General features: G+C 40.7%; 26 protein-coding genes and 2 CRISPR repeat arrays. Of the genes, 10 read left to right on the top strand and 16 right to left on the bottom strand.

The window, feature by feature from the left end:
* Window positions 1-10 precede the first annotated feature (10 nt).
* From cmr3 to MHB79_RS04300, 6 genes are all read right to left on the bottom strand, one after another.
* A complete protein-coding gene (gene cmr3 / locus MHB79_RS04325) occupies window positions 11-1,243 on the bottom strand; it encodes a type III-B CRISPR module-associated protein Cmr3 (protein WP_340989127.1) in 1,233 nt (410 codons plus the stop codon).
* Window positions 1,236-3,047, bottom strand: a complete 1,812-nt coding sequence (gene cas10, locus MHB79_RS04320; RefSeq protein ID WP_340989124.1) for a type III-B CRISPR-associated protein Cas10/Cmr2 — start codon at window positions 3,045-3,047, stop codon at window positions 1,236-1,238. The genes cmr3 and cas10 overlap by 8 nt, the downstream gene beginning before the upstream one ends.
* Entirely contained in the window at window positions 3,017-4,354 is a 1,338-nt protein-coding gene (cmr1, locus tag MHB79_RS04315) for a type III-B CRISPR module RAMP protein Cmr1 (RefSeq protein WP_340989123.1), read from the bottom strand. Before cmr1 ends, cas10 begins: the two co-directional genes overlap by 31 nt.
* 15 nt (window positions 4,355-4,369) lie before the next feature.
* A complete protein-coding gene (locus tag MHB79_RS04310; RefSeq protein WP_106036211.1) occupies window positions 4,370-5,212 on the bottom strand; it encodes a DUF6602 domain-containing protein in 843 nt (280 codons plus the stop codon).
* Between the two features lie 240 nt (window positions 5,213-5,452).
* Window positions 5,453-5,747: direct repeats of the CRISPR family, unit length 32 nt; unit sequence ATTTCAATCCACGCACTCATGTAGAGTGCGAC.
* Window positions 5,748-6,090: 343 nt separating this feature from the next.
* Window positions 6,091-6,386: direct repeats of the CRISPR family, unit length 32 nt.
* Window positions 6,387-6,567: 181 nt separating this feature from the next.
* Window positions 6,568-6,789, bottom strand: coding sequence for a sigma-O factor regulator RsoA (gene rsoA / locus MHB79_RS04305; RefSeq protein ID WP_165840243.1), 222 nt, complete (start codon window positions 6,787-6,789; stop codon window positions 6,568-6,570).
* Window positions 6,737-7,339: a sigma-70 family RNA polymerase sigma factor gene (locus tag MHB79_RS04300; RefSeq protein ID WP_340989120.1), complete on the bottom strand. Its 603-nt coding sequence runs from the start codon at window positions 7,337-7,339 to the stop codon at window positions 6,737-6,739. Before MHB79_RS04300 ends, rsoA begins: the two co-directional genes overlap by 53 nt.
* Window positions 7,340-7,505: 166 nt before the next feature.
* Here MHB79_RS04300 and MHB79_RS04295 point away from each other — a divergent pair, with 166 nt between their 5' ends.
* From MHB79_RS04295 to MHB79_RS04285, 3 genes are all read left to right on the top strand, one after another.
* Window positions 7,506-7,670, top strand: a complete 165-nt coding sequence (locus tag MHB79_RS04295) for a YvrJ family protein (RefSeq protein ID WP_340989119.1) — start codon at window positions 7,506-7,508, stop codon at window positions 7,668-7,670.
* Window positions 7,671-7,764: 94 nt separating this feature from the next.
* Window positions 7,765-8,928 carry an oxalate decarboxylase family bicupin gene (locus tag MHB79_RS04290; protein ID WP_066031141.1) on the top strand — a complete coding sequence of 388 codons (1,164 nt, stop codon included), beginning with the start codon at window positions 7,765-7,767 and terminating at the stop codon, window positions 8,926-8,928.
* Window positions 8,929-8,995: 67 nt separating this feature from the next.
* Entirely contained in the window at window positions 8,996-9,418 is a 423-nt protein-coding gene (locus tag MHB79_RS04285) for a regulatory YrvL family protein (RefSeq protein WP_339206878.1), read from the top strand.
* Between the two features lie 2 nt (window positions 9,419-9,420).
* On the opposite strand, the gene MHB79_RS04280 is transcribed toward MHB79_RS04285, so the two are convergent.
* The gene (locus tag MHB79_RS04280) at window positions 9,421-9,888 is read right to left on the bottom strand and encodes a DinB family protein (protein WP_003217857.1); all 468 of its coding nucleotides are present in this window, start codon (window positions 9,886-9,888) and stop codon (window positions 9,421-9,423) included.
* A 206-nt stretch (window positions 9,889-10,094) separates the two neighbouring features.
* Between MHB79_RS04280 and MHB79_RS04275 the strand changes: the two genes are divergently transcribed.
* Window positions 10,095-11,228 carry an FAD-dependent oxidoreductase gene (locus MHB79_RS04275; protein ID WP_340989117.1) on the top strand — a complete coding sequence of 378 codons (1,134 nt, stop codon included), beginning with the start codon at window positions 10,095-10,097 and terminating at the stop codon, window positions 11,226-11,228.
* Window positions 11,229-11,251: 23 nt separating this feature from the next.
* Here MHB79_RS04275 and MHB79_RS04270 read toward each other — a convergent pair whose 3' ends face one another.
* The 3 genes from MHB79_RS04270 to MHB79_RS04260 form a co-directional block, all read right to left on the bottom strand.
* Window positions 11,252-13,843, bottom strand: a complete 2,592-nt coding sequence (locus MHB79_RS04270; RefSeq protein WP_340989115.1) for a YfhO family protein — start codon at window positions 13,841-13,843, stop codon at window positions 11,252-11,254.
* Between the two features lie 87 nt (window positions 13,844-13,930).
* Complete coding sequence (locus tag MHB79_RS04265) at window positions 13,931-14,914, bottom strand: glycosyltransferase family 2 protein (RefSeq protein ID WP_003217835.1); 984 nt, start codon at window positions 14,912-14,914, stop codon at window positions 13,931-13,933.
* A 289-nt stretch (window positions 14,915-15,203) separates the two neighbouring features.
* Window positions 15,204-15,476 carry a YfhJ family protein gene (locus tag MHB79_RS04260; protein WP_003217809.1) on the bottom strand — a complete coding sequence of 91 codons (273 nt, stop codon included), beginning with the start codon at window positions 15,474-15,476 and terminating at the stop codon, window positions 15,204-15,206.
* Between the two features lie 116 nt (window positions 15,477-15,592).
* On the opposite strand from MHB79_RS04260, the gene MHB79_RS04255 reads away from it, so the two are divergent.
* Window positions 15,593-15,742 carry a small, acid-soluble spore protein K gene (locus MHB79_RS04255; RefSeq protein WP_003217849.1) on the top strand — a complete coding sequence of 50 codons (150 nt, stop codon included), beginning with the start codon at window positions 15,593-15,595 and terminating at the stop codon, window positions 15,740-15,742.
* Between the two features lie 25 nt (window positions 15,743-15,767).
* The gene (locus MHB79_RS04250) at window positions 15,768-15,941 is read left to right on the top strand and encodes a YpzG family protein (protein ID WP_003217811.1); all 174 of its coding nucleotides are present in this window, start codon (window positions 15,768-15,770) and stop codon (window positions 15,939-15,941) included.
* Between the two features lie 102 nt (window positions 15,942-16,043).
* On the opposite strand, the gene MHB79_RS04245 is transcribed toward MHB79_RS04250, so the two are convergent.
* Both MHB79_RS04245 and recX read right to left on the bottom strand, forming a co-directional pair.
* On the bottom strand, window positions 16,044-16,358 hold the full coding sequence (locus MHB79_RS04245; RefSeq protein WP_340989113.1) for a YfhH family protein: 315 nt from the start codon (window positions 16,356-16,358) through the stop codon (window positions 16,044-16,046).
* A gap of 3 nt (window positions 16,359-16,361) precedes the next feature.
* Window positions 16,362-17,153, bottom strand: a complete 792-nt coding sequence (recX, locus tag MHB79_RS04240; RefSeq protein WP_065097456.1) for a recombination regulator RecX — start codon at window positions 17,151-17,153, stop codon at window positions 16,362-16,364.
* A gap of 94 nt (window positions 17,154-17,247) precedes the next feature.
* On the opposite strand from recX, the gene MHB79_RS04235 reads away from it, so the two are divergent.
* From MHB79_RS04235 to MHB79_RS04225, 3 genes are all read left to right on the top strand, one after another.
* The gene (locus MHB79_RS04235) at window positions 17,248-18,144 is read left to right on the top strand and encodes a TIGR01777 family oxidoreductase (protein ID WP_340989111.1); all 897 of its coding nucleotides are present in this window, start codon (window positions 17,248-17,250) and stop codon (window positions 18,142-18,144) included.
* A gap of 52 nt (window positions 18,145-18,196) precedes the next feature.
* Window positions 18,197-18,307 (top strand): YfhE family protein, encoded by a 111-nt coding sequence (locus tag MHB79_RS04230; protein ID WP_017358836.1) that lies wholly within the window; start codon window positions 18,197-18,199, stop codon window positions 18,305-18,307.
* A gap of 61 nt (window positions 18,308-18,368) precedes the next feature.
* On the top strand, window positions 18,369-18,524 hold the full coding sequence (locus tag MHB79_RS04225) for a YfhD family protein (protein ID WP_003217852.1): 156 nt from the start codon (window positions 18,369-18,371) through the stop codon (window positions 18,522-18,524).
* Between the two features lie 40 nt (window positions 18,525-18,564).
* On the opposite strand, the gene MHB79_RS04220 is transcribed toward MHB79_RS04225, so the two are convergent.
* On the bottom strand, window positions 18,565-19,152 hold the full coding sequence (locus MHB79_RS04220) for a nitroreductase family protein (protein ID WP_003217860.1): 588 nt from the start codon (window positions 19,150-19,152) through the stop codon (window positions 18,565-18,567).
* A gap of 272 nt (window positions 19,153-19,424) precedes the next feature.
* Here MHB79_RS04220 and MHB79_RS04215 point away from each other — a divergent pair, with 272 nt between their 5' ends.
* A complete protein-coding gene (locus tag MHB79_RS04215; RefSeq protein WP_050944748.1) occupies window positions 19,425-20,681 on the top strand; it encodes a transcriptional regulator in 1,257 nt (418 codons plus the stop codon).
* A 36-nt stretch (window positions 20,682-20,717) separates the two neighbouring features.
* Here the strand turns inward: MHB79_RS04215 and MHB79_RS04210 are convergent, their stop codons facing one another.
* The 3 genes from MHB79_RS04210 to mprF form a co-directional block, all read right to left on the bottom strand.
* Window positions 20,718-21,185, bottom strand: coding sequence for a thiol-disulfide oxidoreductase DCC family protein (locus tag MHB79_RS04210; RefSeq protein ID WP_003217856.1), 468 nt, complete (start codon window positions 21,183-21,185; stop codon window positions 20,718-20,720).
* A 336-nt stretch (window positions 21,186-21,521) separates the two neighbouring features.
* Window positions 21,522-22,070: a thioredoxin family protein gene (locus MHB79_RS04205; protein WP_003217810.1), complete on the bottom strand. Its 549-nt coding sequence runs from the start codon at window positions 22,068-22,070 to the stop codon at window positions 21,522-21,524.
* A gap of 91 nt (window positions 22,071-22,161) precedes the next feature.
* Window positions 22,162-24,732, bottom strand: coding sequence for a bifunctional lysylphosphatidylglycerol flippase/synthetase MprF (mprF, locus tag MHB79_RS04200; RefSeq protein WP_050944751.1), 2,571 nt, complete (start codon window positions 24,730-24,732; stop codon window positions 22,162-22,164).
* Window positions 24,733-24,843: the final 111 nt, after the last annotated feature.

Raw genomic sequence — 24,843 nt, 5'->3', positions numbered from 1 at the left:
CTCACTCCTCTTATTCATTCGGCTTCCATGTTCCCCAAAGTGCTAACCCGCAGCCATCTTCACGATCAAACGCTTCTTTGCGCCGGTTACGATCGGATACTGATTGAAGCCACATTTTTTCGGCCAATTCTGCTGGATCTCCTTCTTCTACTGTAAAGAAGTAAACACTACCTGCGGGGACTAAGCGGCGTATTGCTTTTTCACGCCCTTTGTCTTTATTTGCTAAACTCCATCCAGAGATTGGCTGCCAATGTGGAACAGAGGCCCAAACCAATTTCAGTCGTACATTTGTATCAAATAGTGGTTTTGACATGAGCTGTTCATCCAACCATCCGGGCTGCCATCCTTTACTGAAATAAGCGGGTGTCGCCAATATCATGCGAACATACGTCTTGTTTTTGAGCGATTCTTTAATAGCATCCGGACATGTCCAATCTTGTTGGTATACATGTGGCCGGTCTTCTATATGAGCCAGCCGCCTTTCACCACCGATTGGGTGAAGACTTGAGAAAGGCTTTAATGCTTCTGACTCTTCAGTAGATAACTCTATTCCCGCCTCCAGTTTAAAGTCATCTGGGAATACGAGTGATTCTGTTGAAAATAGATGCTGATCTTTTGCCTTTTTACTGCCAGTTTCCACCTCAATTTGTGTCCGTTCATGACGCTGTAATGCTGGAATAAATGCCGGTGGTGTTTCCTTTTTGAAAGAATGATTTCGCTTCTGCATATGTTGGTATTCAGTCAAGGCTTCCTTCACCTGACTCTCATTCACTGCGTCTGTCAGCCAGTTCACCATCCACTTTAGTGATACAAAAGCAGGCGGCGATTTCATTTTTTTACGAGCACCAGCTCCAATTGGCGGCCATAATGCCTCACTAAAGCGGCCTGTTTTTCCTGTACCAAAAAAGCCCTGTCCTTCCGACATCATTGGCTTTGGTCTCACTTGATTCATCCCATACTCATCATCGAATAACTCAAGGTCATTAGGCATTGGCACATATAAATGATCATGCCAGCGATATAAAGGACCTCGCACAAGAGATTTCGCATAATAAGAAAGTGGCGTGGTGTGTTTGATTGATTGTCGTTTCTTCGCTAGTGCTGTTCGAAGTGTTCCTGCGACCACACTTGGTGGAACATCGTTTAGTGAACGCGCCCGTATACCTGGTACACTTTGAAATGGGCGTGCATCACGAATAAGCAGCGGATCAAGCGGTTGAATGTGAAACCATCTTTCAGGCATGTCCACTTACCTCCTCTAGTTGAAGAGCAATGATCATACATTCAGCGATTGTATGTAATTCTTCTAATGTATTCTTCTTCGGTATATACTTCGCAATCAATTGATCGATCCACTCTTTCGTTTCTTGCTCTGTTTTTGCTTCCGTTTTCTTTTTGAATGCAAGACGTCTTATCTCTAGTGGAATGAGTTCATCTAAAATTCCTGGCTGTTTTTTAAATGAAGACTGTTCGTATGTTTGATACAACTCTCGTAAGCCATATGCAAAGCCAGTCGTGAAATAAGACTGTTTTAACCACGCCGTCATCTCTTGGATAGAGGCCACTGGATCTATTTGAAATGAGACTGAGATATTCATTGTGTCTCCTCCGCCTCGCTTTTGGAAATGAATCGCTAATGAATTTCGCTCTTGTTTTGCATATTGCTCAGCTTGACGCGCCATGTTTCTTACTTCTTCAAGAGGCTCAAGCATATGGACGATGGCGATTCCAATTGAAATCGAAGGAGGTATTTCACTATGTTGATGAGCCTTCATCGTTGAAACAAATTCACTTTGTAATTTCCCAGCTGCTTCTAAGCATTGGTGCACCGGTACATAAGCCATGACATCATCTCCACCGCCGTAGATCAATGTACCTTCACATTTGGAAATAATCCCACGAGCCTTTGAAGCAAAAGTTGAGAGCGTTTTAGAAAATGCAATATGGCTTTCTACATGCTGTATATTTCGTAGTTGGCTGCCCATCTTATCTCCATCCGCCATGAGAAAGGCATAGTAAGGTGAAGGTGCTGGCGGTTTGATCGGCTGGCCGTGATGCTTGCTGTATTCACCTTTGAAATATTTTTCGAGCAGCTGTGTGATATCATTTTTCGCTTCTGTTCGTGTGGTCCCGACAAGTCCACGTTGTTCAAGATAATCTTCTATTCTTCTTTCATAAAAAAGCGATGCCTCACTCAAATCAATAGGGGCTACTGTTAGATTCATATTCTCAAGATATGTTTCTACATCTTTCACATATTGTGTGGCTGCTTTCTTCATCTGTTCATTTTTTAGCAACATATTTTGATAGGGAGCAAAAGCTTTATCACATACAGATGGAAATGTCTTGCTCGGATGCTTATGTAAGGACAATCGTTTGATCACTGAAATCGCATCTAATGATTCATGTTCACCAATTCCCAATTCCGCTAGTTGCGCCACTTGCTGTGGTGTTTTTTGCTTTTGAAAAACAGACTCTCGTCCACCGTCAAGTGATGATTTTGGTTCACCGAATAACGCCCCTGGCTCATTTTGTTTAAAATCTCTTAAAGTCTTCCTTGCCGCCATTAAACCTTCGACTTCTTGAAGAGCCAAATGATATGGACTTGCGGACGCATTTGCCGCTTCCTCTTGAGTTTGCATCTCAGTCCACACAGCATAAAATTCCAATAAATCATCTACTTGTCGATTCCATGTGCCTATTTGAATATAAGGGTCCACAATCCCTCTTACAAAGTCTGCGTATTCCTTCCATTTGTCATATATTGCTTTTTTCACTTGTCTTGCAATGGATGAAGGCTGTTCGTGTGAGATTTTCCCCAATATTTTATTTGGTGCATTGTTTGGTTCTGCAGAGGATTCGTTGAACACAGGGAAAATAAGCGTTCCACCCAGTTCTTGAAATTTCTTCGCACCTGCTTTACTTAATTCAGATAGAAGAAAAGAGCCAAACCATAAATCACGCGTCCGCCGTGCTTGCGCAATAAATTCTTGAACGGGCCCTATAGAAAATAGCATCAATGTTTGTTTTTGTAATTCTTCTGACAAAATGTTTGCACCTCCTTGCTATGTAAAAAGGCTTGAATCGCCGATGAGTGCGTACGGCCACTCTCGTCTTGTAATGGGTTTTTTGAGTAGGTGGCTGTTGGGTAGATACTTTGTTCATCTGTCACATCGGGCAAAGGCTTTCCGTACCCTAAAAGCGATAACGCTTCGATCTTTGGTTGTTGCAACACCATCACCATGCCCACCGATTCCTTTTGATTAATAGCTAACGGTTTTAAGATGAGTGGTGAAGCCAAACGATTTTTATTTCGCGGGACTAACGTCTTTGTATTAGGCTCCTTTTGAAACCACTTTCTTTTTGCTATTTCTTCTTTGCTTCGCTTCTTATCTTTTTTCGATTCCTTTTTAAAGTTAAAAACAATCGGCATACCAAATTGCGCCCTAGGAAAAGCGATATATCTCTTTGGTTTATTTGACGGATATGGTAATTCATGATCAGGATGTGACATATTCGATAGATGACGTATGGAATCTGCCTCAGGCCAATAACTTCTCCCAGCCTCCCCATTTTGGACATTATGTTTTTTTCGAAATTCACTGTATGTTTCCATTGTTTTCGTCCAGGATAAATGCGTTTGAGAAGCTTTATTTTGTAATCTAAAATCCCAGCTTAGCGTTGCCCATTCACGAGACACTTCGGGAATAGAGATAGCATATTGACATATCTTCTCTTTAAACCATTGATCAAATCGCTCCTTACTGACTTCTTGCTCTTTAGGAGAAAATGTTTCACAGTATAAACTCCCGCAACCACGTCTCGTTCTTGCACCAAGTCCCCCAAAATTGATCCACGCCCATAGTGCAGCTTCAATTTCATTGCCTAACTTCTTTTTATCTTGTGAAGTCATTGAAGCATTCTCGGTCAAATACACATTCATTTTGAAATATCCCATCAACATTTTATTTGGTGTTTTTTGAAAAATATATGTTGGAGGGAATTTGATCTGTTTTTTTTCTTTAAATATTGCTTCAACGATTACTTTAATTAAGCTGCTTTTTTCTGTATGACCAAATATCTCTGCTTCTCGTTTAGATAATTCATTTGCATTCTTGCAAGCAGCTCCTCGGGTTGCACGCCACCAGAAACGAAGATGACCACGAATCGCACTTTCTCGAATCGGTCTGTCTTGATCAATTGAGTTTGATTGGGGCCCTCCCCCAAACATTGGCGTAACCAAATGAATAGTAAGCGGCTCTTTAAAAAGTCTTTGGTCTTCATGAATGTTCGTGTCAATCGCATGTTTCACATCATGCCAATTCGTTTTGGGTTTACTAGATTCCCTTGTCATGTCGCTCTCCTTTCTTCACTTTGTTATCTGTTTCTGAAATAGCTCGGCATATGCATAGTGAGGGAAAAACATGGGATTGTTAATGAGCATCAGCAATTGATTTAATTGGAAATTTAGTGTCAACAGATCGTATCCATCAATACGTAAACCGCTGAGTTTGTTTTCATCTAAAAATTTTTCTTCTTCCTTAGATCGTTTTTCTTGTTTGAAACAATTTAATTCGTTTGACCACCATCTTAGATGTTCATGTTCATTAGGTACTTTTAATTGAAATTCATTGCTTTTTTTCATGAGCATAAAATCAAAAGACGCCGCTAATTCAGCTGCTTTATTTGAAATTGTTTGGTCCTCTTCTCTTTTAAAGTTACTTGCTAAAATGAGTAAAGGACGCGTCCTCTTTTGTGTATTACTTTCACTTGTAAAGTAACCTGTGGCCGTTCTAGCAATTCCTGTTGTTTTTGGTGTTAGCTGTTTTATTTTTTTAGACCATTCTTCTAAACCTTTTTCTTTCAAATTAGAGCTTTTACATTCAATAGCAACCGCAACCGCCTCAATCGGTATAAATTTCAACGAATTGTGTTGGAACACATACGGCGTATACTGCTCATCAAAAACGGCAATATCGACTTCGTTAGAATGATTTCCTTCTGAGTCAATAATGATGACACCTTGTGCTAATGAATATTTTTTAGGAATGATTTTCCGAAAAAACTCCAACCACATCACTTCTCTAGAATCTCCTGTCAGCCCGCCATGATTAGAAGCAAAGTCTACTTCTTCGGATATCATGCTGTTTAATCTTTGATAATTCTCTAAGATCAGCTGCTCAACTTTACCGGTTCGCTCCGTTTCACCCAAAACAATTCCTCCTTCATCATTCACTACGAATGGATAAAATTTGAATCTAAATGACTACTTTTCATTTCGACTTATTTTGAGATTTTTTAAGGTTTATTTAGGAAAAAGAAGAAGAAAAAAACATGACTGCAAGGAGTCATGTTTTCACTGTACAAATGAACAGTATATTTGATGGCTATTTGAAAGAGGATATTGTAAGAAGATGGATTTGAGGTGGCCATACCCGTTTAAGAGACAATCATTTAAAATCGCGCACTCTTGTAGAGTGCGACTGTAAGAGGTGCGAAATATAGTTACAAACCGAAATTTCAATCCACGCACTCTTGTAGAGTGCGACTTTCTTTTTGGGAAAAGATCGCCGAAAGTGATTTATTTCAATCCACGCACTCATGTAGAGTGCGACCATCAAGATCAATCTATGTCTAAGTCAAACGATGAATTTCAATCCACGCACTCATGTAGAGTGCGACCTCGATTTGCATAAGCATGTTGGACTGTTGACCATTTCAATCCACGCACTCATGTAGAGTGCGACTGCGATTTCTGCCCTAATTGTAACATTTTTTAGGAAATGATAGGTAAAATCCTCAACTTTCAATAAAGAATTTTGTTTTCTCCTTCACAAAATATACATTTTTACCCATTTTTGTCGAATAAAAAGGTGCGAATGTTCCAGGGATTTTATGTTCACCTGACATTCGCACCGAATCTCTCTTAATCCTATTTAATTAAAAACTATTACTGATGATAATCATACTTATTTCGCTGCTTCATCAACATCTTTGAATTCATTAATAAAATGGCTGAGACAGAGTTATGTTTTTCACACCTATTTCAAGCGCAATGTCAATAAATCTTTCAAGCTACCTACTGACAAGAATTTTATTCCTCACATTCATATAGAGTGCGACAAATATAAGACCTGTAATTAATACGGCTACTGTATTTCAATCCACACACTCATGTAGAGTGCGACGCGTCTTTCTTTCCTTCTGGTGCATCCTCAGCGTTATTTCAATCCACGCACTCATATAGAGTGCGACCGGAACCTCTACATTAACCAATCCAGGACTTTTTATTTCAATCCACGCACTCATATAGAGTGCGACAATACTATTTATATAAACATTACGAAGAAAAGCATTTCAATCCACGCACTCATATAGAGTGCGACTACGATTTCTGCCCTAATTGTAACATTTTTTAGGAAATGATAGGCAAAATCCACAACTTTCAATAAAGAATTTTGTTTTCCCCTTTATAAAATATACATTTTTTCTCAATTTTGTCGAATAAAAAGGTGCGAATGCACCGGGGATTTTATGTTCACCTCACATTCGCACCATCAGCTTCTCTTACAACTTCGTCATATATTCCACAATAAACTCCCAAAATCCAGGTCCCTCTTGGTAAATTAGCCGGTCTACTTTTTCGATGAGTTTGATATAGAGTTCTTGTTCGAGGTCTTCTCTTTCTTGATATGCCGTGTTTTGTAGTTTCTTTTTGATCATGGGTGTGAAGGTTTCAATGATTTCTTCCATTTCTCCATTGGTCATTTTTTCTTCGTTCACGGACATCTCCCCCTGTTTCTTCTTTTAGTTTGTTGAGCGCTTTTTTGTGGATGTTTGAGATGTTTTGTCTCGTTTCGCCTAGCCGATCGGCTATTTCTTTCATTGTTTGACCATCAACATAAATATGGGTTAAGACCATTTTTTGTTTGTCTGTGAGCTGCTGGTAGGCCTTGTACAATGTTTGATCTTGCAGGTGCTCTCCTAGGTCTTGCTGGTTGAAGAGCACGGCTTCATACGTATCTGTTTGAACAAGATCTTTCACTTCTTGTGTATCAGGATGATCGAGTATGAGCGGAAAACGCTGCTGCTTTTTTTTCACTCGTTTATCAAAGTCGACTGAAAAGATGCGGATCATTGTGGAAATATACTTGATGATGCGGATTTTTTGATAGAACTGTTTGAACTCGGAATCTAGTTTTTTCGCATTTTCTTCGTTTGGCTCTTCCATGACTTGCCGGAGTAGCTGCTGGTTTTTAGGGTTGCTTAAAAATTGCTTAATGAGTGGGTGATCGATGATTTCATTCCATTTTGCTTTCAATAACAGCCGATAATCCATGTGCATCCTCCCCTTTGTTCTCTCTACTTGCATTAAGTGGACAAAAGTTAAAAAAAGTAAACTTTGTGAAACGGGTCTAATGGTTCATTTTCTCCCCCTTTGATTTCCTATTTCTTCTTTCATACCACTTATAGAGAAGTCGAGCATCCGCTGGGAGGTGAGACAAATGGAGCCCTTTTTTTCGGAGGAATGGCTGAAGCAGCTCAGTCAGGCTGGCTTTCCTGCCATTTTGACAGTTTACTTGCTGACACGTTTTGAACGAAAGTTTGATGAATTAAGCAAGCTCATCCAACGATTGGTCGCTGTTCAAAAAAATGATGAATCAGATTGACATCTTCTTGATTCGTTTCACCTTATGAAAACGAGGGCGAAATGAAAGGCCTTTTGTCACCTCACACAATACGATGTTGAAAGGGGATTTTATCATGAGTGAAAAGCAAAATGGTGTACCACAGCCGATTCGAGGAGAAAAAGGAGCAACGGTCAAAATTCCACGTAATCTCGAGCGAGACAGACAAAATCCAGATATGCTCACGCCGCCAGAAACCGATCATGGAACGGTTCCCAACTTGAAATATTCTTTTTCTGATACGCACAACCGTTTAGAAAAAGGCGGTTACGCTAGAGAAGTCACGGTACGTGAACTGCCAATTTCTAAAAGTCTTGCCTCTGTGAACATGCGGCTAAAACCTGGTGCGATTCGTGAGCTGCACTGGCATAAGGAAGCGGAATGGGCGTACATGATTTATGGGGAAGCCCGGATTACATCGGTTGATGCAGAGGGGCGCAATTTTACAGAGGATGTGACCGAGGGGGATTTGTGGTACTTCCCTTCCGGCTTGCCGCATTCTATTCAAGCACTTGAACCGGGAGCTGAATTCTTGCTTGTGTTTGATGATGGTTCCTTCTCTGAAAATAGTACGTTCCAAGTGACTGATTGGCTTGCCCATACGCCAGAGGAAGTTGTGCTCCAAAACTTTGGAATGACAAAGGAACAATTTGAGAAGCTGCCAGAGAAAGAGAAGTATATTTTCCAAAAAGGAATTCCTGGTTCCCTTGAGTGTGACAAAGTGAAAACAGAGCAAGGAGAGGTCCCAAATTCCTTTAAATATGAGCTGTTAAAACAAGAGCCGATTACGTCAAGCGGTGGACAAGTGTGGATTGCGGACTCTACCAATTTCAAAGCGTCTAAAACGATTGCGTCTGCTCTTGTGAAAGTCGATCCAGGCGCCATTCGTGAGCTGCACTGGCATCCAAATACGGATGAATGGCAATATTTCATTTCTGGAAAGGCACGAATGACGGTATTTGCCTCTGATGGACATGCGAGAACCTTCAACTATCAGGCCGGAGACGTTGGCTATGTGCCATTTGCGATGGGGCATTATGTAGAAAATACAGGCGACGAACCGCTTTATTTCTTAGAAATCTTCAAGAGCGACCATTATGCAGATATCTCACTCAATCAGTGGCTTGCGGTCACACCGAAACAGCTTGTTCTTGATCATTTAGATCAAGGCGAAGACTTCTTGAAATTGCTTGACACTGAAAAACACCCTGTCATCGCTGCACCTAAAAAAGAGGATTAATTCAACCTTCCTGCAAAAAGGCTGTCCTTTTTGCAGGTATCTTCATGTAAAGGAGTGTTGTTTACCCATGCAGCAATCTGTTCACGCTTTATGGCAAGGGCTGAAATGGCTGATGGCGCTATCAGCTATCTGTTACATATTTTTGTTGTTTTGTGTGCTGTTCTTTCATTTGACGGGTGCTTTTTATCAATCGATTTTATCGCTGCTACTGTTTATGGGCATCTATGTTGTACTCGGGATCTCTTTTGAACATCTGGAACACGTGCTCATGCGGTTTGTTCGAAAATGCCGGTCCAAAAAACGATCCATCGTTTTCTATGCCATCTTACTTCACCTTTTGTTTATTTGGGGTGCTGTCTATTTATCAGACGAATTGGTTGACGGCATTTTGCTGACTACTTCTGAAGAAATTCTCTTTGCGCTTAGTCTTTGGCTATTTCATTTTTTGTTTGATTATGCGACGTTTCCATTTGAGAAAGAAGCATCGTGAGGCTATCGTCTTTCTGTTGAGAGCGCTTGTTTAACCTGCTCCATATGATGGAGATCATGCTTAATTAAGCCTGGAAAATAACTTGATAACGTCAGCTCGGTTTGACCGATCAGAAAGGGTGTAGTCCAGCGAGATGCTTCGATTTTCTTCATTTCTTGAAGCAATTCTGTTCTGACAGCAATAAATCGCCCAATCGTCTCGCTTCTCTTTTCGTGTCTTGCCCTTTCGGCTGACTTTCGATTCATTTCATGCACATCAGGTGCCTTACATAACGCCCGATCGTTCCAAAATTCCTTTAGGCGATCATGTAAAATAAATTCATCCCACGGAACAAAATGTGCGATGATCTCAGCAATGCTCCACTTTCCATCAGCAATGGCGCGGCGCCATTCTTCGTCTGTTACATCCGCTAGTGACAGTACCCATTCAAGGGTGTGTTCGTAGTGTTTTATCACGGTGTCTTTGTTCATGTTTTGTTATCCCCTTCATGTTTTTAAAAGAAGTTGATTAGAAATTGGTTAGTTTCATTCTTGCGAAATCATTTATAACATATTATCATATACTTTAATTACCAAATGAAAAGGGGGAATTGTGATACGCTGTCCTATATGAAAAAGCTTATTTTTTTGCACTAAAATAAACCGACTGGTCTGTTTATAAAAGAGGAGGGGAAATAATGAAATCTCAAAATGTGATCATTATCGGCAGTGGTGTAGCAGGATTGGCTACTTCTTTATTTTTAAAAAAGGCTGGGATGGAAAGTACGATTTATGAAAGCAGGTCAGATGAAGAATTAGAAACAGGAGCAGGTTTTTTACTGTCTCCGAATGGGGTAAAGATTTTGGATGAAATCGGGTGTAAAAATGAAGTGATAGCAAATGCAACAGTGATAAAGAAGATCCACCAAATAAACAGTGAAAATGAAGTAGAAGCGATCTTTCACAATTATAGTGAAAAATATTATGATGCCCCTTTACTGAACGTCATGAGAGACCAAATCATCAAATCACTTTTAAAAGAAGTTCACCGTCAAGGAATAGAAGTGAAATACAACAAAAAGTTAACCTCGATCAAACAGCTGCCTCATTCCGTACAGGTTCTTTTTGAAGATGAAACTGAGATAACAGGTGATATCGTAATAGGAGCAGATGGAACTTTTTCGAAAACAAGAGAGGCTATTGCGTTTAATGCTAAATTAGATTATAGCGGCTTTTGGGGACTGCAAGGAGTATCGTTTGTGAAGGATTTTGTATTGGATGAGGCAACAAGTTATTTTTACAATGACGGAAACTTTCAATTCATTTTTGGAAAAGCGCATCCAACAAATAAAATGAATATTTTATGGCAAGCTTTCTCTCAGTGTCCTGAGAAGTTACCTACAAAACATTTTGAGAAAGCCAATAAAGAAACCATCCGACAGTTATTATATAAACAAATGGAACATTGGAACATTCCTAAACACCTATCTGACATCATCGATCATACAGACATGTTCTTTCCAAGAAGTATCTATGAAATAAAGGATCTTCCTGTGTGGTCAAAAGGACGAGTTGTTCTTATAGGTGATGCTGTTCATACAGCAAATCCTTTTGTTGGTCAAGGAGCATCGTATAGTCTAGAAGATGCCATGGTCATAGCAAAGATGCTAAGGGATCATGATGATCGAGATGCGTTCTATTATTATGAAAAGGATCGAAGAAAGAGGACAGAAGAATTGAACGCGCTATTTCAGCACATAAGTATTCAAAACGATATTGATAAAAAAATGAACGAATATACGATTGAATGGGATGAAGAAACTTACGTATGAGATGAAAGACAAAAAAACACCACTTATGATGAAAAGTGGTGTTTCTTATGTTGTCTCCGTGCATAGAGGATCGCACAAATCAAACTGACGAGTGAAATCAATGCGAGAATTCTGATATAAGGTGGATAGTAGGTTAGCACAATCTCGTTCTCACCTTTTTCTATTGGAAACCCAATAAAAGTGTAGTTGGCTTTTTCGATATCGGTTTTGTGTCCATTCACCGTGAGCTCCCAGCCTTTTTCATATGGAACGGGCAGAATCATGTAGTCATCACTGCGTTTGTTATCATATGAAATAGTAAAGCGGTTGTTTTCGAGCTTTACCTGCTGGTTGCCATCATCCTGTTTTTCTTTTTCATATGCTTTCTCTAGGACGCGGTAAGGCTCTTGATACAGCTTCAGTTGATTGAGCTCGTATGTCCCTTTTGGTACTCGAATGGAGAGGATCTTTTCCGCTGGGACCCGAATCGTCACTTCATTTACGCCTGTTTTGTAGATGGATGTATTGCTTTTTCGTGATGTGACATAGTCGTCAACGGATAACTGAAATCCTTCGTTACGGTCGGTCCGCTTCACATAAAAGCTCACATACACATCCCCAGCGCGAGCGATGTCATCTGGAAGTGTGATATTCAGACCGCCCATTTCTCCGTATACATCAAGCACGCCATGTTCGTATACAGCTTGTTCCGTATGAATATTCGTATCTTTGAGTCGATCTGCTGCGTGCTCGATTTCAGCGTTTCCTTTTTTGTCTAAAATGACGCCTTGCAGCATCGCATGCTCTTTATCAAGTGCTGAGGCATCCTTTAAGGATTGTTCTGAATAAACGGTGCTCGTTGTTCTTGCAAATGGCAGTGACCGAGTATTTTCATATACCTCATAATGCTCACTTTTCAAGATTGGCTTAAAATAAGCTGGTGGTGAGTAAGGCATCATGCTGTTTCTCATATAATACTTTCCGTAGGTCAGGCTGTATAAATTCGCCCTGTCCCCCATTGTTGCATACCGGCTGACACTTTCCCGTCCCATATCGATTTGCAGGTCATTCCAATAGAAATTGAGCAAATGCTGATTCAATATACTTGAATACACACTCATGCCTTGGAAGCCTTCAAATAATGGGGTATTGTTTCGCACGCCATTCATCCAATCAATCCGGGCGAGCGGATCTTTTGAGCGGCTTTGAATTTGCCGAATGAGCTTCATTTGTTCATGTCCAGCATATGCCTCACTATTCAGATACGTATCTGATACGCTCTTAATATTGCTTCTTTCAGATAAGTATCCCTGCTGATACACGCCTGCTGTCAGTAAGCTGATGGCAATAAGCACAGCTGAAAAGAGACGAAGGTGCTGACGTTTTTCGGCATGCATCCATAGGAAGAACAAGCTGATCACAAGCAGTCCTATACCTGTAAACACAACGACATCCATGTTTCCCTTTGCTCGTTCTGAAAGGGCGACTGCGAGTAGGAACACGATCCAAGCGCCTAAGACCGCACGCTTTTTCCACTTCCACTCGATTTGTGAGAAATGCCTGATCGTGATGGCAACGACCGCTCCAACTGTAAAGGCAAGAATGTATTCAAATCTGTACTGTGGTGCTGAAAAACCATTAAACACACTCGCCATCTTTGGGCTAAAGTGAAAAACAATGAGCAACATACTCATGGATGTGAACATGAAAAACCATCTGTTCCGGTAAAGCGGTACGAGAAACAGACAAATCAGAAAAATCACAGGTAATAAATACACCCTGCTCGTAAACAACAAATGATCATGCAGCTCGAACCAAGGAATCGCCTGTTCATACGGCGGTCTTATATTGTTAAGAAAGCCATAAACAGACGGGATAAAAAAGGCGGCACTGATCCCAAAGGATAACAGCGCAGAGATCGCAAGCGTCCAGAACACTTTCCACCCGCGCTCCTCACTTCGTAGCTTGATCATATATCTGAAGACAAGATATATCGCTAAAAAGATAAAGTGAATATAAGCAAAGTAAAAGTTGTTGATGAGCATCAGGCTGCACGCCAAAATAAACCAAGCCGGCTTACCCGTTTTGAATATCCGTTCAACCCCAAGCACAAGCAGCGGAAGCCACATCATGCTGTCGGTGAAAAATTCCCAAAACGTTTGATGCCGGAAATATACAATAGATAGTCCATAAATTGCGGCACCTGTCAGGGCACCCAGTCTATTTTGAACCATTGAGAGAAGCACACGGTAAGCAATGAATAGAATGAGCGTCAGCTTAATCACGCTCAGCCAAATCACGGCATTTGCCCAGAAATGAATGTCCGTTGATTGTATGAGGTGAAGCGCATTCATCAGCCAGACGACAGCGACTGTGACCATAAAGACCGTCGACGTTGTGAAATAATATCCTAATTGCGTGTATGTACCGCCGCCTAGACCGAATTGATAGGAATAAAAGAAATTCCCTTTGACATATTCGTCGTAAAGCAGCTTTTTAAATGGGAGCATTTGTGAGATCCCGTCTCCATCTCCTGTCATGTAACGGCCTTGCGTATATTCATATAAGAAAAAGGAGTGGCCTAATAATGCGAGAATGAGGCACATTCCAATGATTATCCATCTACGTTTCATCATCTAAATCCTTTCCACAAAAGATCCATTGTTCTTTGAAACAAAACAACCCAGCAAGCGATACGTGCTTGCCGGTTATTTGACTCCACGTTATTTAAATAACTGTGTTAACACTCGGTCTTGTTCCTTAGAGCTTGTCTCTTGCTGCATGACATTTGATTCTTGGATCAAATAATGTGGCCTCTTTTTCGTTTCATAATAAATGCGGCCAATATATTCTCCAATCACACCTAGACTCAAAAGCTGGACACCTCCGAGGAAAAGCACAGCCGATATTAAAGTGAAATAACCAGGTACCATCACGCCCGTTCTAACGATTTGAATAAAGGTGGCAACGATGTAAATCAAAGAAAGGAATAAGATCAGTATGCCAGTATAAAAACAAATACGCAGCGGGCGGTTGTTAAAGGAAATGACGCCATCTATGCCATAGTTAAACAACTTCTTTAGCGACCATTTTGTATCACCATGCTGTCTTTCTACATTTTCATAATAGATGACCTTTTCTTCAAACCCAATCCAGCAAAAAAGCCCTTTTGAAAAACGATTTCCTTCTTTCAACTGAAGTAATGCATCAATTGCTTGGCGCGAAATTAAACGGAAATCTCCGACGCCATCACGCAAGTCCACTTCGACTACCTTGTTCATCACTTTATAGTACATGGATGATAAGTAAGAGCGAAGCTTGCTGTCTCCTTTACGGTTCCGTTTGGCAATGACTTGATGGTAGCCTTCTTCATATCCTCTGACGAAGTCCTGAATCAAATACGTTGGGTGCTGCAAGTCGGCGTCCATGATGATCGCAGCTACTCCCTTCGCATATTCAAGTCCTGCCAGAATAGCGGCTTCCTTCCCAAAGTTACGTGAGAAGGAAATGTATTTGACCTTTGCACTTTTGCGAGAGAGCTCTCTCATATATTGAAGTGTGTTGTCTTTGCTTCCATCATTCACAAAGATGATTTCAAAGTCATAATGAAAATCGCGAAACTCTTCCTCGAGTGCCTCAAAGATTCGTCTGATGTTTTCACCTTCATTGTAAGAAGGAATTATAACAGAGAGCAATTCTCGTTCCATATCGCACCTTCTCTTCACTTTTTTCACATAGTCTGATATGTTCATTATTCCTTTTTTGTCAGGAAACGAAACCCTTTTTTATTATCCATAAATTACATGTCTCTTTAATCGTTCCATTATATCAAAGTTTTATTTCCAGTGATTTTCAGTAAGATGAATTTAATGTAATTTTAAGTTTAACCATTGTAAAAAGCCTGTAATTTCGATCACAGACTGGGTATTGTATCATAAAATTGTTTACTCATTTATATATTTTCCTATTTCTTGAAAAAGATGAGGGGCACTTCTTTTAATGAAGCAGCCCTTTATTCTGCTCTTGTAGATGCTCGTTTGCCTTCGATTGTTTATTTTGGAATAAATGCAGCTGCGCACCGTAGCTCTCAATCCACTCTTGGACAATCCGTTCAGTTGTTTCCTGTCCTTTATACTTGTGGCCAGCCTTTGCATAGGTCGTTTCAAAATCACTCCAAAGCAGCTCTACCCATGTACGTGCTTCATCATATGTCAGCATATTGTTTTTTTCCATCAGTTGTTCTGTTAATCGCTCAAAGTATTGTTCCATGTCGGTTCCTCCTTCATCTAGCAGAAAGTGCCTTTTTAAAAAAACCTCTTTTTTCATATACTACCCTTACGTCTTCAAAAGACGCAAATGATTTGTATTGTTTGGAGGGAATCGAGATGCGTAATAAAGCAAAAGGCTTTCCAAATCAAGTGAATCACAAATTTGAAGGCGAGCCAGGCGCCACAGATGCTTATGCGTCTAAAAGGCCGAATGGTGAGACGAATACACGTCCACAGGAACGAATGAGGGCATCAGGGAAACGCTAATTTTTCCAAAGGGAGTGCTTGAGATATGAGTTCAAATGGGAAATCGTATATGGAAGACTTTGTTCAATTAAGGACAACCGCTTACCCTCAACCATGGGCGAATGCAAAGCATTCTGCCTCTCAGGTCAACGGAGAAACGCAGCAAACGCAGCACGACATCGTACTTCAGAACAACGTCCGTAAACAACGTTCGAAGTAAAGAAAAGGACTGATCTCTAGGATCAGTCCTTTTCAGCGTGATAGAAAACCTTTGCAGCCCGCACGACTGACACCGAATGCGAGGGTTTGCCTACACGCTGGATCAGTCCTTTTTCGTAAGCATTGAAATTGGCAGGGCATCTTCTTTATTTGGAGCTGATACTCTGTGTCCCCACGCAAATACACCATTTAAATATTCCACATAAAACGCTTCGTCTGTATCTTTGATTTGATAAGTCGTTTTCGTTTGAATCAAGGCTGGATCTAATAAGTAGGCTTTGGCCATATCGATTTTCCGTTCTAAGACGGCATATTCATTCACAATGCCAAGCTGCTCAGCCTTTCGTGCTTTTTCAGAAAGAGAGGCAATCTCCTGCTTCAATTCGTATTCCGTTATCTCACTATAACGTTTGTCCATCTGTCATTCCCCTTTGTCTAAAACGTGATCAATTGTGTCGAGATCAAAACCTTTTCTGAATAAAAATTGCTTCACCTTCATCTTTTTTTCAAATGACCCGTCATATCCTACCTTGCGTTTTGCCTTCTCCAGCATATAGAGGAGGGCTTCTTCTTCCTTTTCCTCTTCTTGTCCATCATAGGCTTCTTGAATGGCTTTATCAATGATCCCAAACGAAAATCCCTTTCGCTGTAGCTGCAGCTTGATGCGCTGCTCGATCTCTTTTGCGGAACGATTTTTTTCTTTTCTCACAAGCTTCTGAACCTGCTTCACAGCTTCCTCCAGCTGTAAGTCATCAGGATATTGCGATAGTGCTTGTTCAATGTTGTCATCATCTATTCCTTTGAGCTTTAGCTCTTTTTTCAGGACAGACGGCCCTTTGCTGTTCGTTTTACGGTGGGTGTTTACATAGGCTTCCGCAAATTCAAGGTCATTTACATACTTGTATTGCTTTAATTTGTGTATAATTTCACTAATAGCAGGTGCCGGGATTTCTTTTTTCGTCAAATAATCGGTTACTTCTTTCACCGATCTCATTCGGTATGATAAATAATCGACGGCCTGTTGAAATCCTTTTTTCACAGCATCACCGAATTGAATGTCGATGATATCTGCTTCGTCCAGCTCTTTCCCTTTTTTCAAATCGTGCTGGACGAGCACATCTAGATCAACGCTAAAGGCGTACTTTTCATCAAGAAAGATGTTCACCCGCTCTGTATTGTTTTTCTGAGCGGAGATTTTTGTAATATAGGGCATCCTGTGATCACTCCTTTTTTAAAACAGTCAGGATGTTTCTTCTGATTCAAAATCGTGAAAGATATAGGTATGTATATGAGAGGAGAGATGTCAATTGAATATCGCTATCACCGGAGGAACCGGTTTTATCGGCCAGCACGTCACGAAAGTGCTCGCTGCTGAAGGACATCATCTATATATTTTAACAAGAAATCCAAAGGAATCCGAACAAAATCATTTACACTATGTGCAGTGGCTGACAGAAGGTGCTGCGCCTGAGCATGAATTGCCTGCGATTGATGTCTGGATTAACCTTGCTGGAAAATCCATTTTCACCCGCTGGACAGACAAGGCAAAAGAAGGCATCCTCTCTAGCCGTATTCAATCCACACAAGAAGTAAGGCGCATTATAGAAGCGCAGAAATCGAAACCATCTGTGCTCATTCAAGCAAGTGCTGTCGGAATTTATGGCACGTCTCAAACAGGAGATTTTACAGAGGAATCACCTCCTGCGGATACTGATTTCTTAAGTCATACATCAAAGCGTTGGGAAGCTGAGGGGCAAAAGATTGAAGCACTCGGCATTCGTACCGTCTACACACGCTTCGGCGTCGTGTTAGGAGAAAAAGGTACCTTGCCACTGATGACACTGCCATATAAACTATTTGCCGGCGGAACGATTGGCTCCGGCTCGCAATGGGTTTCATGGGTTCATGTCGAAGATGTAGCACATCTCATTGCTTATGCAATACACAATGACGACATCTCAGGTCCACTCAATGTCACATCACCGAATCCTGTTCAAATGAAGCAGCTTGGACAAACGATAGCGTCTGCCCTTCACCGCCCTCACTGGCTGAAGGTCCCATCCTTTGTCATTCGAACGGCACTTGGCGAAATGTCATTACTTGTTTTAGAAGGTCAGCGTGCGCTGCCGAAGAAGGCATTGCTTTCTTCTTATGACTTTTTGCATCCTGAATTAAAAGAAGCGATTTTGCATTCAAAGGAATAATTTTTGTCAAAAACACCCATCCTATTAGAAATGAGATGAGGGGGCGATTTTGATGAAGAAAAAAGAACACCAGCCAACTTCAAAGCTGAAGAAAACCCAGGAAGTCCTGTATCAGCAGGAATTCAAAAAAGCGGAAAGAGCAGCAGAAAAAAGAAACAAATAAGATGGATATTCCACTCCAACAAGCACATAACTAAAGTGATCTTGTAAAGGAGGGAAAGGCTTTGAAAAAAGACCAACACCAAAAAGCCAATCACGAACTTGCAGCACAAGAGTCGGATGGCGAATATGTTGAATTTTCCAAAGAACTTGCAGATCCGAATGACGTAAAAGCAATGGCACGTATGAAAGCAGCCGATCAGCGCGCCAAAAAACAATAAGTAAAAAAAGCAGACCCTTTTGCGGTCTGCTTTTCTTCTTTTATTGAATTTCAGTAAGAAGACTTGATGCTTTCTGACGTGATTTTTCCTCAGGCACCTCTTCTGGATAACCAATATGAAGGATGGCAGCAAACCGCTCGTTTTCCTTTAGGCCCATGTCCTGTTGAAAGCCTTTGTCGTATAAGATGCGGCCGCTCTTCCAGACCATACCGATTCCTTGATCCCAAGCAAGCAGCTGGAAGTTTTGAATGAGCGCGCTCACAGCGGCAAAATCATCATTTCTTACCACTGGGTTCTCGTCTTCCTTTAACACCACAAGTAAAAGGGCTGGGACTTTTGAAAAGTAATCTCTATATTGATTGATCTTTTCTTCCTTTGCATCTGGATTGTTGCGCTTGAAGAACGCAATGAAGCGATCAATAAATGTCGCTTTCGCTTCCTCCGTCACCGCATATAGAAAGCGCCAAGGCTCCGTAATTTTATGATTCGGTGCATAGACCGCATCCTCTAATAACGGCTGAAGCTGCTCAATGGTCACCGGCGTTTCTTTAAATTTTCGAATGGATCGTCTATATCTGACAGCGTCTCGTACCGTTAACGCTTCTGTTTGTTGTTTGATTTCTGGCATATGTGTCATCCTTTCAATCAATCTTAATTGAAATTGATTCTCATTCACATTATAAACATCATTGCGAGCAGTTGCAAATGATGTTTCCCATCCCTTCTGCTAAAAAGTTGTTTGAGTTTTTCAAGTAATGTTACAATCATATTACGTTTTAAACAAATTTTGATAAAAAACCCAAGATGATGAAATAGGTTTAGTTATTCCCATTTTGTCTAATGCGGTTATTTTGTCAAAAGGCTTTCAAACCATGATTGGAAGGGAGGCTTCTGGATGGAATGAAAATCAATATCGGGCAAATCATCAAGCTCTACCGGTATAAACAAAATATGACCCAATCTGAATTGGCAGAAGGAATTTGTTCTGTCTCTCATTTAAGTAAAATCGAAAATGGCTCAAAGGAGGCCAATCAAGATACGATCAATTTACTGCTTGAACGACTTGGCATCAGTCAAGAAACGCTGTCACAAAAGGCGCGTCACCTGCTGTCACTCTTAGATGAGTTTCAAATGAATATGTATTTCTATGCACTCGATCAAGCTGAACAAAATGCAGAAATGATCATTCAGCACGAAGAACAGTTCTTTTCGCTAGATTTAGGCATTCAGTATCATTTGTCCCTATTTCAATTTTATTTATTATCGGACAAGCAGCCACTTGCCTTAAAAACACACCGCGTGCTTAAAAAGTTTGAAAAAACCTTTATTGAAACGGAAAAAGAAATATTTGAATATCTAGATGGCATTCATCTCATTACAAATGGTCAGCTTGAAGAAGGGATAAAGAAACTTGAGAGCTGCTTTTCTTACGCGTCTGTTGAACAAAGTGACCTGTATTATCACTATGCAAAAGCACTTGGAAACATGGGACTTCTTGGCGATGCGCTTGAAGCAACCCATCAAGCCATGGATTTATATAGACAAAAGAACAATTTCAAGCGGATCATTCACTGCACACTCATTCATGGCGTGATCTCACTGGAACTAAAAGCCTTTCAAACGGCGAAGAAATATTTAAAAGAAGTGATTTTGCACACGTCCCTTTATCCTGATGCCTATATTAAAATGACCGCTTATTTTTATTACGGGGTGCTCTTAAAACGTGAAGGCGATTTTTCTTCAGCTGTGCCTTATTTACTAGATTCACTCAATTACTTTAATCAAGAACAGATAGAAGACCGTTATTGTGAAACTCTGTATGAAATCGCGACCTTATATGCTGAATACGACCGCAAAAAGGCCCTTCCCTACATACATGAGCTGTTAAAACAGCCTCGTATTCAGCCAAACTGTTTATATATGATCAAAATCTATAAATTGATGATTGAGGAAAACCCTCTTGATTTGAAAACCTATTTGATCGAAGCAGCTCTTCCTTACTTTAAACAAAATGAGCTGCACAGTGAGTACTTGTTTGCTCTTAGAACCTTGCTTTCCTATGCGGGTTCTGAGCTTGACGAACGTACCTATATGTCCTACACGAGAACGCTGCTTCATCACCTTGCATCATATGTCCCCTATTACAAAAAAGCATGACCTTCTGCCGATCGAAGGTCATGCTTTTCCTATTCATTAAATGGTCTTCTGTTGATCTGTATCAGGACGGGTGACTTGTTTGACTGAATGAACATACCGTTTTCTCGCAAAGTAATCGTACGCATGCTGACCAAAACCTAACCAAATGCTGAGCACGATGAATGGGATCGTTCCCCATAATGCAGGGATATTGCAAGCAATTTTCAGCCATGTATAGATCCCTGAGTTTTTTTGGTTTTTGGCTAAGGAAATTGACACGATTCGCTTTTCTGCCTTTTCTTCACTTATTTTGTTCAGTTTGAGCAATTGCGAGTGTCTAAAGGATTCAAAATGAATACGGTTCTTCCAATCGAGAGCTTTCAACAAGTCCATCGCTTTTGCACATGAAGGACTTTGCCCGTCATAAAACACAAGCAGCCTAAGTGATTTGATGGAACGCTGTTCTCTTTTTTTCGATTCAGCGAGCTTCTTTTTTTCTTGATCGAGATAAATGATTTTTTTCATAGATTGATCGCCAGCCCTTTTCCGTCATTTGTTTTTTAGTTCGTTCAAAGGAGATTACAACTAGATTACTATAGTTGCTGGGCCTCTTGTATTGGGAAAAAGCAAACCAACGTGCGTTATATGAGCCTTTAGATAAGGGCAAAATTAAGGTTTTCATGACACATATGAGGTTTTTCAACTAAAAATGGTTGGGAAAATCGTGATGCGTTGCGGTTTTCTGCGGTTTTTTGTAGAATTCTGCGGTTTTTCTACATCTTTATGCGGTGTTTTGTAGGTGAGACGCAAAAACAAGATAAAAAAAGACTACTTCCCGTTGCGGCGAAGTAGTCTTTTGGTTTATATTTTTTCCAAAACTTCTACTATTTCTTTCTCAATATCTTTCCATAAGTAACGATCTGTCGTATAGTGATGTGCGGCTTCTTTCGCAAATACTTGAAAAGCTTCCTCAAAATCAGGTGCATCCTTGTCGGGTTTTTTCTCATCAACAAATCGCTGTGCTTCTGTTGAGCGTGGTCCCCATTTACCTACTTCATTCCCGTCCTGATCAATGATCACGATAATCGGAATCGATCTTGCGGTCCCGTTCGTTAAATACTGATCCATCAGGTCTAGATGCTCGTCCCGAATAAAATAGCGCGCATCAATGAGTGCTTCACTTGCAATACGCATGAAAATTGGTACATTGACCATCGCATCTCCGCACCAATCCGCTGTGATGACAAGCGCTCTGAGCTTTTTCTTTTGCAGCTTTTGAAGCAGCTCTTTTTCTTTTTGATGAATTGCGTACTGGTTGTACACCGTGAGTAGATTTTCTCGGTTTTTCTCCATGTTGTGTACATATGTACGTTCAGTTAATCCCTTTTTAAACCATTCATTTAATGTCATATTTACATCCCCCTTACTCTTCAACTTTACCACTTTTGCTATTCTTTTGTCTAAAAAAACCTTCACCTAGTGAAAGGTAAAGGTTTTTCATCTATGGACGCCGGTTGCGATTCGGGTCCATCCCTATCAGCTTGGTGACAAGCACCATTGTGACAGGTAATGATGTATTCTTTTTATACGCTAAGTATTTTCCGCGCCATTCAGGTTTATATTTCTGTTTAAACGACCGTAATCCGCTGAAGCTGTACATAAATCTGACGTTGTTGAAAATAACACTCGCCAAACGCTCCGTGAGGAAGGACTGATGAAATGTTCCTACATTTGATAAAGGCGCCATTCCCATGTTAAAGGATTTGTAGCCTTTTTCTTTCGCCCATTGAAAAAGGTGGATAAACAGCGCATCCATCATCCCGTTCGGTGCATCATGCATATGACGCATTAGGTCGATGGAAATCTCCCCTTCTTGATACATCGGCATTAGTGATACAAAAGAAATGATTTCCCCTTGTTCATCCTTCAGAATCGCAATCGGTGCTTTTTGAAGATAATCTTCTTGAAAATAGCCGAGCGAAAACCCTTTTTCATTTTTCTTTCCGAGCCAGCTGTCAGAAATCTGTTTTAAGGTTGAGATGAGCTCATCTGAAAAAGGCGGTTCCAGCATTTCAAACGTATAGCCTTCTCGTTCAAACTTATTGGCCACAGCCCGTAAATTTGATTTTTTCTTACCGGAAAGAGAGAACGTTTCTAAATCGACCATGGCTTCTTCTCCAAGCTTAAAGAAGTGAAAGCCTAAGTCATGGTAGAGCGCCATCCCTTCCCGTTCTACTTGATAAAAAGCAACGCGATAGCCTGCTTTTTCTGTCTGCTGTAGAAACTCTTCAAGTACAAGTGGATAGGATGCTTTACGTCCGGATGGATCTCCAAGCACAATGACGCAGCGGCCAATGCGCCCAAATTGAAGCATCGCCTCTCCATCACTTGAGAAAAATAGTTTTTTGTCGCCTAAAAAGCCAAGATGACTGAGGGCATTTCCGCCCTTTTCTTCTAAAAACGTTTTTAATTTTTCCTCATCTGCTTTTTCTCCAATCGGAAATGCTCTTTTATTAAAAATCAATCTGCTAATGAAGAAAAAAAGCGGTACACCTATGAGAGCAATCATGCTTGTCATTGTGATATGCCGTTCATTATGCACGAGGTAATCCCTACTCAAGAAATGTCCAATTTTTGTCCAAATAAAGTTGCCGATGACATTATAGTTAAACAGCACGAGTAAATATCCAGCGGCAGCCGCCACAAACTGATACAAGGAATAAGGGGCCTGCTGCTTCACAAATTGATTTCGAAGAGAGAAAAATACAGCCATGATGACTGGCAGTATAAAGATGAGACTCAGGTTAAATCCTTTTAACAAAGTAAACACAAAGCCGCCTGCTAGGGCGATCATCGTCAGCACGTACGATCTTTTTGTTCGTTTATACACTTCAATGGACAAAATCATCAGGATGATGCCGAACATTAAAGAAAGACCATTAAATCCTGATAATAGAAAGCGTGGAATGCTTGTAATCACGCCTAATCGATCGACAGGAAGCACAACAGACGCCATAATGAGCAAGCCGCTTCCAAAGGTTAAAATCGATAAAGATCCGTACAATAAACGGATTAATAAAGCACGGTGCAACACAATTAAGACGTTCGTTGTTTCTATGGCAGGTGCCATTCTCGGATTGCCTTCAAGACGTCTTAGCGTCGTTCCCGTTAAATCGTAAGCAGCTAGACAAAGCCCAAGGATAAACGGGAAGATCGAGTACACGAAGCGGTACAAAACGAGCGCCGTCAGCACCATCTCTTTATCAAACCCAATGTACTGCATGCTCAGTAAAAAGATGAGGTCAAATGAACCAAATCCGCCCGGAACCATACTGATTAAACCGCCGATTGACGCAATCGCAAATACGCCTAATACAATCCGGACATCGACATTCATCCCCATAGAGACGACAGCCATGTACATGACGAGACCAGCTGCCAGCCATTCTAAAAACGATGCTCCGATATAAGCGTAAATCGGATGCTTCAGTCCGCTTTCACCGCTCTCAATCGAGCTTTTTCGTACGGACGCCATAATGATGTAAATGGGCACAATACAAGCAAAGATGATCACAAAGGCCCATAGCCACGGCTCTTGGCTAATAATACTTTCAACAGGAAGCACCCTCACCAAGATCAGATCACTGAAAATAGATAAGCCCAAAAGAACCGAGGAAGTCAAAAGGGCAATGCCTTTGAGCAGTTTTTTCGTATCGGTTATGTACTCCTTATATAGAAGTGTTCTAAGCCCTGCTCCTGATAGACCGCCGAACCCAAGGACACTGTTAAAGGAGTTCGCAATCCAAGAAATGCGAATCGTTTTCCAGCCGCTGATGGGCATATTCAGGCTTTTTCGTAAAATAAAATCATATAAGGACATCGATAACACTGCGACAAGTCCAAGAAAAACAAGAATAAACAAGTCCATCCGATTCAAGCTGTCAATGATATAAAACGTTTTTTTAATGGAAAGGCCGCTCAGTTCCTTTTTGGCGACGAAAATTAAGACAAGGATAATCACGATCGGAAAAAGCATTTTTAAGATCGTCATACCCGTTTTTTTGTTCCACATGATTTTCCCAACTTTCTAAGTTGCTTCATTTATTTCGACTGACCATTATTATACAACAAATACCACTTGATTCATGCAGTTTAACATTCAAAAGCTTGTCGAACCTTTCAA

The organism is Bacillus sp. FSL M7-0558 (assembly GCF_038003245.1).
Lineage (GTDB): Bacteria > Bacillota > Bacilli > Bacillales > Bacillaceae > Bacillus > Bacillus pumilus.
This window is presented reverse-complemented; position numbering and strand designations above follow the sequence as displayed.